At 63.0% G+C, this 12,406-nt stretch carries 12 protein-coding genes; 9 read left to right on the top strand and 3 right to left on the bottom strand.

What is annotated here, in order from left to right:
- Positions 1-12 precede the first annotated feature (12 nt).
- The 9 genes from mrdA (at position 13) to K3F44_RS16505 (ending at position 9,556) form a co-directional block, all read left to right on the top strand.
- Positions 13-1,902, top strand: coding sequence for a penicillin-binding protein 2 (gene mrdA / locus K3F44_RS16545; RefSeq protein ID WP_101322266.1), 1,890 nt, complete (start codon positions 13-15; stop codon positions 1,900-1,902).
- A 38-nt stretch (positions 1,903-1,940) separates the two neighbouring features.
- A complete protein-coding gene (rodA, locus tag K3F44_RS16540; RefSeq protein WP_178080848.1) occupies positions 1,941-3,044 on the top strand; it encodes a rod shape-determining protein RodA in 1,104 nt (367 codons plus the stop codon).
- A 17-nt stretch (positions 3,045-3,061) separates the two neighbouring features.
- Positions 3,062-4,072, top strand: coding sequence for a lytic murein transglycosylase B (gene mltB / locus K3F44_RS16535; RefSeq protein WP_101323117.1), 1,011 nt, complete (start codon positions 3,062-3,064; stop codon positions 4,070-4,072).
- The gene (locus K3F44_RS16530; RefSeq protein WP_150573289.1) at positions 4,072-5,079 is read left to right on the top strand and encodes a septal ring lytic transglycosylase RlpA family protein; all 1,008 of its coding nucleotides are present in this window, start codon (positions 4,072-4,074) and stop codon (positions 5,077-5,079) included. Before mltB ends, K3F44_RS16530 begins: the two co-directional genes overlap by 1 nt.
- 217 nt (positions 5,080-5,296) lie before the next feature.
- Positions 5,297-6,457: a D-alanyl-D-alanine carboxypeptidase family protein gene (locus tag K3F44_RS16525; RefSeq protein ID WP_101322263.1), complete on the top strand. Its 1,161-nt coding sequence runs from the start codon at positions 5,297-5,299 to the stop codon at positions 6,455-6,457.
- 74 nt (positions 6,458-6,531) lie between these two features.
- Positions 6,532-6,807 (top strand): DUF493 domain-containing protein, encoded by a 276-nt coding sequence (locus K3F44_RS16520; RefSeq protein ID WP_101322262.1) that lies wholly within the window; start codon positions 6,532-6,534, stop codon positions 6,805-6,807.
- Positions 6,807-7,454, top strand: a complete 648-nt coding sequence (gene lipB, locus K3F44_RS16515; protein WP_103435110.1) for a lipoyl(octanoyl) transferase LipB — start codon at positions 6,807-6,809, stop codon at positions 7,452-7,454. Before K3F44_RS16520 ends, lipB begins: the two co-directional genes overlap by 1 nt.
- A gap of 2 nt (positions 7,455-7,456) precedes the next feature.
- Positions 7,457-8,473 carry a lipoyl synthase gene (gene lipA / locus K3F44_RS16510; protein ID WP_101322260.1) on the top strand — a complete coding sequence of 339 codons (1,017 nt, stop codon included), beginning with the start codon at positions 7,457-7,459 and terminating at the stop codon, positions 8,471-8,473.
- A 144-nt stretch (positions 8,474-8,617) separates the two neighbouring features.
- Positions 8,618-9,556, top strand: a complete 939-nt coding sequence (locus K3F44_RS16505; RefSeq protein WP_220632612.1) for an LD-carboxypeptidase — start codon at positions 8,618-8,620, stop codon at positions 9,554-9,556.
- A 36-nt stretch (positions 9,557-9,592) separates the two neighbouring features.
- On the opposite strand, the gene K3F44_RS16500 is transcribed toward K3F44_RS16505, so the two are convergent.
- The 3 genes from K3F44_RS16500 to holA all read right to left on the bottom strand — a co-directional run bounded on the left by K3F44_RS16500 (position 9,593) and on the right by holA (position 12,373).
- Positions 9,593-10,906, bottom strand: coding sequence for a lytic murein transglycosylase (locus K3F44_RS16500; protein ID WP_101322258.1), 1,314 nt, complete (start codon positions 10,904-10,906; stop codon positions 9,593-9,595).
- Positions 10,907-10,967: 61 nt separating this feature from the next.
- Entirely contained in the window at positions 10,968-11,132 is a 165-nt protein-coding gene (gene arfA, locus K3F44_RS16495; RefSeq protein WP_103435107.1) for an alternative ribosome rescue factor ArfA, read from the bottom strand.
- A 203-nt stretch (positions 11,133-11,335) separates the two neighbouring features.
- Positions 11,336-12,373, bottom strand: coding sequence for a DNA polymerase III subunit delta (gene holA, locus K3F44_RS16490; protein ID WP_220632611.1), 1,038 nt, complete (start codon positions 12,371-12,373; stop codon positions 11,336-11,338).
- Positions 12,374-12,406 lie beyond the last annotated feature (33 nt).

Below are 12,406 nucleotides of genomic sequence, written 5' to 3'. Positions count from 1 at the left end.
TAAGCCCGCCCGATGTCGCAGCCGATCCGCCTCAAAGACCACGAGAAAGACGCCCGTCTGGTGCGCAACCGCGTCGTGGTCGGCGCTGTGGCGATCATGTTGTTGGTGTGTGTGCTGATTGCTCGGCTGTACTACCTGCAGATCATCCAGTACGACTATCACTCGACGCTGTCGGAGAACAACCGGGTGCATGTGCAGCCGATCCCGCCGACCCGCGGGCTGATCTTCGACCGCAACGGGGTGATCATCGCCGACAACCGGCCCAGCTTCAGCCTGACCATGACCCGCGAACGTGCCGGCAAATGGCCAGAGGTGCTGGACGCCATCGTTGAGGTGCTGGGGCTCACAGCGGACGACCGTGCCCTCTTCGAGAAGCGCATGAAGCAGGGTCGGCGGCCGTTCGAGCCCGTGCCGATCCTGTTCGAGCTCAGCGAAGACCAGATCGCCCGGATCGCCGTCAACCAGTTCCGGTTGCCGGGCGTGGAAGTGGCTGCGCAGTTGGTCAGGCATTACCCGCAAGGTGCGCACTTTGCCCACTCGGTCGGTTATGTCGGGCGGATCAACGAGAAAGAGCTGAAGACCCTTGATCCGGTCAACTACAGCGGCACCCACCATATCGGCAAGACCGGCGTCGAGCGCTTCTATGAAGATGCCCTGCACGGTCAGGTCGGTTACGAGGAGGTCGAGACCAACGCCCGCGGCCGCGTGCTGCGCGTGCTCAAACGCACCGACCCGATCCCCGGCAAGGACATCGTGCTGGGCCTGGACATCAAACTGCAGGAAGCCGCCGAGCTGGCTCTGGGTGGTCGGCGTGGCGCTATCGTGGCGCTTGATCCACGCTCGGGTGAAGTACTGGCGATGGTCAGCCAGCCAAGCTTCGACCCCAACCTGTTCGTCACCGGCATTGGCTTTCAGGCCTATGCTGACCTGCGCGATTCGATCGACCGGCCGCTGTTCAACCGGGTCCTGCGCGGGCTGTATCCACCCGGTTCGACGATCAAGCCCGCAGTGGCCATCGCCGGCCTCGACAGCGGTGTCGTGACAGCCGGCAGCCGGGTGTTCGACCCGGGCTATTACCAGTTGCCCAACTACGACCACAAATACCGTAACTGGAACCGCACCGGTGACGGCTGGGTTGATCTTGACCTGGCGATCATGCGTTCCAATGACACCTACTTCTACGATCTTGCGCACAAGATGGGCATCGATCGCCTGTCGACCTACATGAACAAGTTCGGCCTCGGCCAGCGCGTGTCGCTGGACATGTTCGAGGAATCCTCCGGGTTGATGCCGACCCGTGAGTGGAAGCGCGCCACCCGCCGCCAGGCGTGGTTCCCGGGCGAAACGCTGATCCTCGGCATCGGCCAGGGCTACATGCAGACCACGCCGTTGCAGATGGCCCAGGCTACCGCGCTGATCGCCAGCAAGGGCAAGTGGTTCCGCCCGCACCTGGCCAAGACCATCGAGGGCCAGCCGCCGGTCGACGAAAACCCGATCGAGGACATCGTCCTGCGTGACCCGTCCGATTGGGCCAAGGTCACCCACGGCATGGAGCAGGTGATGCACAACGCCCGCGGCACCGCCCGCGCGGCTGCCACCGGCGCGCAGTACCGCATCGCCGGCAAGAGCGGTACTGCTCAGGTGGTGGCGATCAAGCAGGGCGAGAAGTATGACCGCAACAAAGTCCAGGAGCGTCACCGTGACCACGCCCTGTTCGTCGGTTTCGCCCCGGCTGACGATCCGAAGATCGTCGTCTCGGTGATGATCGAGAACGGCGAGGCTGGTGGCCGCGTGGCGGCGCCGGTGATGCGCCAGATCATGGACGCCTGGCTGCTCGACGCCAACGGCCAGTTGAAAACCGAGTTTGCTCCCGCCACCGTCGCTCAGGAAAAGGCCCAGTGATTAACAATTTTGATCGCATGCTCTCCAGCGAAGACGTCATGCGTCGGCGCGCGAGCTTTCTTCAGCGCATCCACATCGACGGCCCGCTGCTGATCATTCTGCTGACCCTCGCCGCCGGCAGCCTGTTCGTGCTGTATTCGGCCAGCGGCAAGAACTGGGACCTGCTGAGCAAGCAGGCGACCTCGTTCGGCATCGGCCTGGTCTCGATGTTCATCATTGCCCAGCTCGAGCCACGCTTCATGGCCCGCTGGGTGCCGCTGGCGTACCTGACCGGGGTGTTGCTGCTGGTGGTGGTCGACGTCATGGGTCACAACGCCATGGGCGCCACGCGCTGGATCAACATTCCCGGAGTGATCCGCTTCCAGCCTTCGGAATTCATGAAGATCATCATGCCGGCAACCCTGGCCTGGTACCTGTCCAAGCGCACCTTGCCGCCTGATCTCAAGCATGTGGCGATCAGCCTGGTGCTGATCGGCGTGCCGTTCATTCTTATCGTGCGCCAGCCGGACCTGGGTACTGCGCTGCTGATTCTGGCTTCCGGCGCGTTCGTGCTGTTCATGGGTGGCCTGCGCTGGCGCTGGATCATCAGTGTGATCGCCGCGGCAGTGCCGGTGGCGGTGGCGATGTGGTTCTTTGTCATGCACGACTACCAGAAGCAGCGCGTGCTGACCTTCCTCGATCCTGAGAGCGACCCGCTCGGCACCGGCTGGAACATCATCCAGTCCAAGGCCGCGATCGGCTCCGGCGGGGTATTCGGCAAGGGCTGGTTGCTCGGTACGCAGTCGCACCTGGACTTTTTGCCGGAGAGCCACACCGACTTCATCATCGCCGTGCTCGGCGAGGAATTCGGCCTGGTCGGCATCTGCATGCTGCTGATCGTTTATCTGCTGCTGATCGGCCGCGGCCTGGTCATCACCGCACAGGCGCAGACCCTGTTCGGCAAGCTGCTCGCGGGCAGCCTGACGATGACCTTCTTTGTTTATGTGTTCGTCAATATTGGTATGGTCAGTGGCTTGCTCCCGGTGGTGGGGGTGCCGCTGCCCTTCATTAGCTATGGCGGAACTTCGTTGGTGACGCTGCTGTCAGCGTTTGGCGTTCTGATGTCGATCCACACCCACCGCAAATGGATCGCGCAAGTTTGAATAAGGTGAACAATTTCATGCAAGCAGTGCGTAGCTGGGCGGCCCGTTGGGCGCCGTGGATCGGCGCAATGGGCCTGCTCGGCGCAGTCCAGCAGGCCAGTGCCGGCGACTACGACGGCTCGCCGCAGGTGGCCGAGTTTGTCGGCGAAATGACCCGCGACCACGGCTTTGCCGGCGAACAGCTGATGGGCGTGTTCCGCGAGGTGCAGCGCAAGCAGTCGATTCTTGACGCGATTTCGCGTCCGGCGGAGCGGGTCAAGCCGTGGAAAGAATACCGGCCGATGTTCCTCACCGATGCGCGCATCGCTCGTGGTGTCGACTTCTGGCGCCAGCACGAGGCAACCCTGGCGCGTGCCGAGCAGGAATACGGCGTGCCGGCCCAGGTGATCGTGGCGATCATTGGCGTGGAAACCTTCTTTGGTCGCAACACCGGCAACTACCGGGTGATCGATGCCCTGTCGACGCTGGGTTTCGACTACCCGCCGCGGGCTGAATTCTTCCGCAAGGAGCTGCGCGAGTACCTGCTGCTGGCCCGTGAAGAGCAGCTCGACCCGCTGACCCTGAAAGGCTCGTACGCCGGCGCCATGGGCCTGCCGCAATTTATGCCGAGCAGCTTTCGCGCCTACGCAGTGGACTTCGACGGTGACGGCCATATCAATATCTGGAACAACCCGGATGACGCCATCGGCAGTGTCGCCAGCTACTTCAAGCGCCACGGCTGGGTTGCCGGGGAAGGCGTGGTCAGCCGCGCCCAGGTGCGCGGCGAGCGTGCCGACGAAGGCCTGACCAGCGGCATCGAGCCGGTCAAGACCGTCGCCGAATTGCGCGCATTGGGCTGGTCGAGCAATGATGCGCTGCGCGATGATCTGCCGGTCACCGCCTTCAAACTGGAAGGCGACAACGGCCCTGAATACTGGATGGGCCAGAAGAACTTTTATGCGATCACGCGTTACAACCGCAGTGTGATGTACGCCATGGCCGTGCATCAGCTTTCGCAACAGCTGGTCATTGCACGGGGCGTCAAGTAATGCGCGGATTGTTTACTACTCATTCCTTCAAACTGCTGACCTGCATCGCCATCAGTGCGGTCCTGGTCAGTTGCTCATCGAGCCGGCCTGCACCCAAGAGCAGCGGTGCGGGTGGCAACGTCATCCGCTCGCAGCCGGGCCTGGATATCAACCGCGCGCATAAAGACGGCGCGCCATGGTGGGATGTCGACGTCAACAAGATCCCCGACGCCACCCCGACCGTGCACACCGGCAACTACAAGGCCAACCCGTACACGGTGCTGGGCAAGACTTATTACCCGATCCAGGAATCGCGCAACTACCGCGCCGAGGGTACTGCATCGTGGTACGGCACCAAGTTCCACGGTCAGAACACCGCCAACGGCGAGGTCTATGACCTGTACGGCATGAGCGCGGCGCACAAGACCCTGCCGTTGCCGGCCTACGTCAAGGTGACCAACCTCGACAACCAGCGCAGCGTGATCCTGCGGGTCAACGACCGCGGCCCGTTCTATTCTGACCGGATCATCGACCTGTCGTACGCCGCCGCCAAGAAGCTCGGTTACGCCGAAACCGGCACCGCGCGGGTGCGCGTTGAAGGCATCGACCCGCAGCAGTGGTGGGCCCAGCGCGGCCAGCAGGCGCCGTTGGTGCTGAAAGAGCCGCAGGTCGCGCAGACGCAGCCGCTGCCCGCCAGCACCGGCAAGGTCGAGCAGTGGACACCGCCAGCGCAGCAGCATGCCGCTGCCGTGGTGCCGGTGCAGATCGCCAGCAACAGCGTGCCGAGCAACACCGGCGGCATGTTCCTCCAGGTCGGCGCCTTCGCCAACCCGGATGCCGCCGAGCTGCTGCGCTCGAAACTGAGCACCATGGTCAGCGCACCGGTGTTCATCAGCTCGATCGTGCGTAACCAGCAGACCCTGCACCGCGTGCGCCTGGGGCCGATGAGCAGCCAGGGTGAAGTGCAGCAGACTCAAGACAGCGTGCGCCTGGCCAATCTCGGCCAGGCCAAGCTGGTCACCGACTGAACGCGGAACTCACGGCGCCCGCTGCGGCCTGAAGTGGGCGCCGGGCTGTCCGTTTTGTCATGAATTGCCCGGCGCGGCCATGTACAATGGCCGTTTTTGCCCCGCCAGGCCCCGCGCCAGGCTCCTGGGCTGCCACGCAGCTCACATAACTAGACTGACTGGGCGTTGGGCTTCGAGCCCACGGAACATCAGACCATTAGCGATTTTCGAGAGACGGATGAACATCACCAACCTTGCCAAACGACTTTGCCTGCCTGTCCTGCTGATGATCACCCCTGCTGCCTTTGCAGCAGAGCAGATGATGCCAGCCCCACCACAGCTGGCAGCCAAGTCCTACGTACTCATGGACGCGTCCAGCGGCAACGTGCTGGTCGAAAACAACGGTGACGAGCGCCTGCCGCCAGCCAGCCTGACCAAGCTGATGACCGCCTACATCGCCACCCTCGACATTCGTCGTGGCCAGATCGGCGAGAACGACCCGGTTACCGTCAGTGAAAACGCCTGGCGTACCGGCGGTTCGCGGATGTTCATCAAGGTAGGCAGCCAGGTTACCGTTAGCGACCTGCTGCACGGCATCATCATCCAGTCGGGCAACGATGCCTCGGTCGCTCTGTCCGAACACATCGCCGGCAGCGAAGATGCCTTCGCCGACATGATGAACAAGACTGCTGCCGATCTGGGCATGAGCAACAGCCACTTCATGAACCCGACCGGTCTGCCGCACCCCGAGCATTACTCGTCGGCCCACGACATGGCCCTGCTGGCTCGCGCGATCATCAACGAAGACCCGGCTCACTACGCGATCTACTCGCAGAAAGAGTTCTTCTGGAACAACATCAAGCAGCCCAACCGCAACCTGCTGCTGTGGCGTGACAAGACCGTCGATGGCCTGAAAACCGGCCACACCGACGAAGCCGGCTACTGCATGGTCGCCTCCGCCGTACGTGATGGCCAGCGCCTGATCGCCGTGGTGTTCGGTACCAACAGCGAGCAATCGCGTGCCGCCGAAACGCAAAAGCTGCTGACCTATGGCTTCCGCTTCTTCGAGACCCAGACCTTCTACCAGAAGGGCACCGAGCTGACTCAGGCGCCGGTATGGAAAGGCGCGACCAACCAGGTCAAGGCTGGTCTGGCCAACGACCTGACCATGACCATGCCTAAAGGCCAACTGAAGCGCCTGGCCGCCTCGATGACCATGAACCCACAGCTGACCGCGCCCATCGCCAAAGGTGACGTGATCGGTAAAGTCGAAGTCAAACTTGACGAGAAAGTGGTTCACAGCGCCGACCTGATCGCCCTCGACGGCGTTGAGGAAGGTGGTATCTTGCGCCGTATGTGGGATAGCATTCGTCTATTCTTCTACGGGTTGTTCAACTGATAACGTGACCTGCCACGCTCCCGCCAATCCGGCGGGAGCGTTGTTGTTGCCACGGCTTACGAGGCCGTTTCCGCATGAGCGAAGCTGACGTCAAGTCGCACAAGATCGAATTCCCCTGCGCTGATTACCCAATCAAGGTGATCGGCGATACCGTGGTCAATTTCAAGAACACGGTCATCGAGATTTTGAAGAAACACGCTGAGGTCGACATGTCGACCCTGGCCGAGCGCCAGAGCAAGGAAGGCAAGTACACCACCGTGCAATTGCACATCGTGGCGACCAGCGAAGACCAGTTGCACGACATCAACAGCGCCCTGCGTGCTACCGGCATTGTGAAAATGGTGCTCTGATGCCGGCCAGCCTCGGTATCCGCGAGCTTGGCCTGCAGCCCTATGAACCGGTGCTGGAGGCCATGCGGCGTTTTACCGAGCAGCGTGGTGCCGACAGCCTGGACGAAGTCTGGCTGGTCGAGCACCCGCCGGTGTTCACCCAGGGCCAGGCCGGCAAGGCCGAGCACCTGCTGGTGCCGGGTGATATCCCGGTGGTGCAGAGCGACCGCGGTGGCCAGGTGACCTACCATGGCCCCGGGCAGTTGGTGGCTTACCTGTTGCTTGATGTGCGCCGGCTTGGTTTTGGCGTGCGTGAACTGGTTACCCGGATCGAAAACAGCCTGATCGATCTGCTGGCCAGTTATGACGTTGTGGCGGCGGCCAAGGCCGATGCGCCCGGAGTCTATGTTGACGGGGCCAAGATCGCCTCGCTCGGCTTGCGAATCCGCAACGGCCGTACCTTTCACGGCCTTGCTCTGAACGTGGACATGGACCTTGCGCCATTCCGCCGAATCAATCCCTGCGGCTATGCGGGGCTGGCGATGACCCAGCTGCGTGATCTGGCAGGTCCGATCGAACTCACCGAGGTCAGGACAAGGCTGCGTGGACAGCTGGTCAAGCACCTCGACTATGCTGAGCAGACGACCCTTACGGGCGGAATCGACTGAATATGACAACTGTGCAAGAAGCCGTGCCGAACCTGATCACCACCCATGACGTGACCCCGCGCCCGGCGCCGAAGAAGGTCGAAGCCGGAGTCAAGCTGCGTGGCGCCGACAAGGTCGCGCGCATCCCGGTAAAGATCATCCCTACCGACGAGCTGCCGAAGAAGCCTGACTGGATCCGCGTACGCATCCCGGTTTCGCCGGAAGTCGACCGTATCAAGCAACTGCTGCGCAAGCACAAGCTGCACAGCGTCTGCGAAGAAGCCTCGTGCCCGAATCTGGGTGAGTGCTTCTCGGGTGGTACCGCCACCTTCATGATCATGGGTGACATCTGCACCCGTCGCTGCCCGTTCTGCGACGTCGGCCATGGCCGGCCGAAAGCACTGGATGCCGACGAGCCGATGAACCTTGCCGTAGCCATCGCCGACCTGCGTCTGAAGTACGTGGTGATCACCTCGGTAGACCGCGACGACCTGCGTGACGGCGGTGCCCAGCACTTCGCCGACTGCATTCGCGAGATCCGCAAGCTGTCCCCGGGCGTGCAGCTCGAGACCCTGGTGCCGGACTACCGCGGGCGCATGGACGTGGCCCTGGCGATCACCGCTCAAGAGCCGCCAGATGTGTTCAACCACAACCTGGAAACGGTACCGCGCCTGTACAAGGCCGCGCGTCCGGGTTCGGACTACGACTGGTCGCTGGACCTGCTGCAGAAGTTCAAGCAACTGGTGCCGCACGTACCCACCAAGTCTGGCCTGATGCTCGGCCTGGGCGAAACCGACGAAGAAGTGATCGAAGTGATGCAGCGCATGCGCGAGCATGACATCGACATGCTGACCCTCGGCCAGTACCTGCAGCCATCGCGCAGCCACTTGCCGGTGCAGCGTTTCGTGCACCCGGACACCTTTGCCTGGTTCGCTGAAGAAGGCCACAAGATGGGCTTCAAGAACGTCGCCTCCGGGCCGCTGGTGCGTTCCTCGTACCACGCTGACCAGCAGGCGCACGAAGCCAAGATCAAGCTGTAAGCTGATCCGCTGGGCCAATGCCGATGCGCGCCAGGAGGTGCCATCGGCATTTTTGTTGGGGGATCTGTACCCTGTGGGCAACGATCTCGGGCTGGCCCATTGTTGCTGCCCATTGATCTGCAAATGCTTTCAAGGAGTTGCTGGATGGACTGTGCTGAACACCTAGGTTCACTATTGCCGCGAAAGCTGGCAGCGAATGCCTGTTTTGCGGTGATTGCCCCGGCAGGGCCGGCGCGGCTGGATGCCGACAAGGCCCAGCAGTGGTTCAACGAGCGTGGCTATCGGTGCCGGCCATATCCCAGCGTGAGCAGCAGCCAGGGTTATCTGGCCGGCACTGACCAGCAAAGGCTGGATGACCTGCATGCTGCATTCGCCGATCCGCAGGTGGACGCCATTCTGTGCATGCGCGGCGGCTACGGCAGCATGCGCCTGCTCGACCAGATCGATTTCGAGCTGATTGCCCGCAACCCCAAACCCTTGATTGGCTACAGCGACATCACCGCGCTACACACCGCGATCAACCGCTACTGCGGGTTGGTCAGTTTTCACGGTGGCATGCTCAACGCCGACCTGCTGGGCGGCAAGCTTGAACCGACAGTCAGCTCGCTGCTGCGGCAATTGCGCGGTGAAGTGGGGCAGGGCGATGCACTCGTCCATGCCCATGCTTATCCCTTGACCTCAGTGCTGCCAGGCGTTGCCAGCGGGCGCCTGCTGGGCGGCAATCTGTCGATGCTCGGCGCGACGCTGAGTACGCTTGGGGAGATCGACACCGACGGCGCCATCCTGTTTATCGAAGACGTCAACGAGCCGTTGTACCGGGTTGACCGACTGCTCACGCAATTGCGCCTGGCAGGCAAGCTGCAGGGCGTGCGTGGGGTGTTGGTGGGGGATTTCGCCGGGATTACCGTAGCCGCCATGACGCCGCTGTTGCAGGACATTTTTGCGCCGCTGGGGGTGCCGATACTGGCCGGTTGGCGCAGTGGCCATTGCGATCCGAACCTGTGCCTGCCGCTTGGCGCTCAGGTGCGGCTCGACAGCGACATGCAGACACTGGTGCTGCAGCAGGATTTGTTCAGGGCTTGAGATTGCCGGGGGCGCTTCGCGCCCCTGGCAATCTCACTACTGACGCAAACTCTCGAGCAGCTTGTGCGTCGGGTAGCCGTCAGCGGGCATGTTCTGCGCCTGCTGAGCGGTACGGATGGCCTTGCGGGTATTGGCGCCGATGATGCCGTCGGCATTGCCCGCGTCATAGCCGCGCGCATTGAGCAGGTTCTGCAGCTCGATGCGCTCGCTGCGGCTCAATGGCAAGTCATCCTTGGGCCAGCTGCCGGCAATGAAGCCCCAACCGGAGAAACGATCGCCCAGCAGGCTTACCGCCAGCGCGTAGGACGACGAGTTGTTGTACTTGAGAATGGCGCGGAAGTTGTCCAGCACCAGGAACGCCGGGCCACGTGCGCCGGCCGGCAGCAGCAGCGCCGCCGAGAGTTGATTGCTGCCCGCTGGCAGCTGGGTGCCATTGGGCAGCTTGACGCCCAGTTGCAGCCATTCACTGACGGTCTTGCGCTGGGCGCCATCGGCGATCCAGAAGTCGAAATCGGCCGGCACCTGAACTTCGAAGCCCCACGGTTGGCCACGCTTCCAGCCCGAGCTCTGCAGGTAATGCGCGGTCGATGCGAGGGCATCGGCTGTGCTGTTCCAGATGTCGCGGCGGCCGTCGCCGTCGAAGTCGACGGCATGGGTGTTGTAGGTGGTCGGGATGAACTGGGTCTGGCCCATCGCCCCGGCCCACGAGCCACGCATGGCCTCAGGCTGAATGTCGCCGTTCTGCAGGATCTGCAACGCCGCGATCAGCTGGTCCTGGGCAAACTGTGGGCGGCGGCCCTCATAGGCCAAGGTCGCCAGCGAGCGGATTACCGATTTGCTGCCCTGGAACTGGCCGAAGTTGCTCTCCATGCCCCATACCGACACCAGCACTTGGCGGTCCACGCCATAGCGTTGTTCCAGGCGCGTGAGCAGCTCGGCGTTCTGTTCCAGCAGCTTCTTGCCGTTGCGCACCCGCAGCGGCGACAGCGCGCCGTCGAGGTATTCCCACACCGGGCGGCTGAACTCGGGCTGGCTGCGATCGGCCTTGATCACGTCCATGTCCGGCGTGACACCGGCAAACACGCGGTCGAACAGCCCGGCATCAATGCCGGCCTGCAACGCTTGTTGACGGAAACCGGCCTGCCACTGGGCAAAGCTCTGCACTGGCTGGATTTCAGCGTTGATGTCGGCGTTGCTGGTGGGCAGGGTAACCACCGGTGCGGGCTGGGCAGGGGCCAGTGGTACGGCGTCGGCGGCGGTAGGTTTTTCCGCACAGGCGACCAGCAGGATAAGGCTGGAGGCCGCGATCAGCTGGCGTGGTTGCCAGCGTGGGAACAGACTGAGGGACATGCACAGATCCAGGAATTACAGGTCAGGTAGCGACCATATCATGCCTGCGCGCTGGATGCTTTCATGCGGCCAAAAAGTAAGAAGCCTCCCAATCTCTCGATTGGAAGGCTTCGCGGCGGTAGCTGCCTTTGCCCTTGTCTGGTTGCTCCTGGCGGCTGCGAAACAGCGGCTGGGCAATGATCGACTTGGCTTTGTTGGGGCGGTGCTTTTGCGGCTTTTTGCTCATGGCGGGGTTCCCCGGCTTGGGTGGGTGTGCGGGGCGGACTTTAGGGCTTGGCGCGGGGTGGGGCCAATTGATTGTGTATATGGTCGAGATTGTTGGGGCCGCTCTTCGGCCCTTCGCGGGTGAACCCGCTCCCACAGGTACGGCGGCGCTGCAAAACCCTGTGGGAGCGGGTTCACCCGCGAAGGGGCGCAAAGCGGCCCCGGCTATTCCGAAGGCAATACCAATCGCTGCCCAGCCATCAACAGCGCCAACCGCGTCAACCCCGTCCAAGGCGAACCAGGCGCCTGGCCCTTGATCTGCGCATCGATACGCTGAGCATCCTGCAGCAACTGCGCCCAGCGCTTCGCCGACAGCCGTTGCAGGGCCTTGCTGACCAGTGGCCGGCGCTTGTCCCATACCGGCGGACGCGCCTGGCTGAAGGCTTTGTCGAGCGGGATGCCCTGGCTGAACTGCAAGGCGATACCCGCCAGCAGGCGCAGCTCGCGGGCCAGCGCCCAGAGAATCACCGGGGGCTCGACGCCCTCGCCGCGCAGGCCTTCAAGCATGCGCAGGGCATGGGTCGCATCGCCTTTGAGAATGGCATCGACCAGGCCAAACACATCGAAGCGAGCACTGTCGGCCACCGCGCTCTGCACGGTTTCGACGGTGATCTGGTTGCCTTCGGCGAGCAGCTTGAGCTTTTCGATCTCTTGGGCGGCTGCGAGCAGGTTGCCCTCGACCCGCGCCGCAATCAGGTCGACCGCATCCCGCTGGGCCGACAGCCCGGCCTGGGCCAAACGCTGATTGATCCACTGCGGCAACTGCTGCGCATCGATCGGCCAGATCTGGATGAACTGGCACTGACTGCCCTCGACCAGCGCCTTGCCCCATTTGGTTTTCTGCGCACTGCCGTCGAGCTTGGGCAGGCTGATCAACAGCAAAGTGTCTTCAGCGGGCCGCGAGCAGTACTCGATCAGCGCCGCCGCGCCCTTGTCACCAGGCTTGCCCGAGGGCAGGCGCAGCTCGAGCAGGCGCCGCTGGGCGAACAGCGACAGGCTGGCACCGGCTTGCAGCAGCGTACCCCAGTCGAAGTTGGCATCGGCACTGAACACCTGGCGCTCGTCAAAACCCTGCTGGCGGGCGGCGGCGCGAATCGCGTCGGCGGCCTCCTGGCACAGCAGCGGGTCATCGCCGCTGACGATATAGACAGGCGCAAGAGTACCTTGCAGATGCTTGTTGAGTTGGGCGGGGGCGAGCTTCATGAGCAGAGGTCGGGGCACCTGGCGGTGCCCCGC

This window comes from Pseudomonas sp. S07E 245, assembly GCF_019599025.1.
GTDB lineage: Bacteria > Pseudomonadota > Gammaproteobacteria > Pseudomonadales > Pseudomonadaceae > Aquipseudomonas > Aquipseudomonas shirazensis.
This window is presented reverse-complemented; position numbering and strand designations above follow the sequence as displayed.

Coding starts and splice junctions, on each gene's coding strand:
- holA (WP_220632611.1), bottom strand. CDS start 12,373: ATGAAGCTCGCCCCCGCCCAACTCAACAAGCATCTGCAAGGTACTCTT.
- rodA (WP_178080848.1), top strand. CDS start 1,941: ATGCGTCGGCGCGCGAGCTTTCTTCAGCGCATCCACATCGACGGCCCG.
- K3F44_RS16500 (WP_101322258.1), bottom strand. CDS start 10,906: ATGTCCCTCAGTCTGTTCCCACGCTGGCAACCACGCCAGCTGATCGCG.
- lipA (WP_101322260.1), top strand. CDS start 7,457: ATGACAACTGTGCAAGAAGCCGTGCCGAACCTGATCACCACCCATGAC.
- mltB (WP_101323117.1), top strand. CDS start 3,062: ATGCAAGCAGTGCGTAGCTGGGCGGCCCGTTGGGCGCCGTGGATCGGC.
- K3F44_RS16505 (WP_220632612.1), top strand. CDS start 8,618: ATGGACTGTGCTGAACACCTAGGTTCACTATTGCCGCGAAAGCTGGCA.
- K3F44_RS16525 (WP_101322263.1), top strand. CDS start 5,297: ATGAACATCACCAACCTTGCCAAACGACTTTGCCTGCCTGTCCTGCTG.
- K3F44_RS16530 (WP_150573289.1), top strand. CDS start 4,072: ATGCGCGGATTGTTTACTACTCATTCCTTCAAACTGCTGACCTGCATC.
- lipB (WP_103435110.1), top strand. CDS start 6,807: ATGCCGGCCAGCCTCGGTATCCGCGAGCTTGGCCTGCAGCCCTATGAA.
- mrdA (WP_101322266.1), top strand. CDS start 13: ATGTCGCAGCCGATCCGCCTCAAAGACCACGAGAAAGACGCCCGTCTG.
- arfA (WP_103435107.1), bottom strand. CDS start 11,132: ATGAGCAAAAAGCCGCAAAAGCACCGCCCCAACAAAGCCAAGTCGATC.
- K3F44_RS16520 (WP_101322262.1), top strand. CDS start 6,532: ATGAGCGAAGCTGACGTCAAGTCGCACAAGATCGAATTCCCCTGCGCT.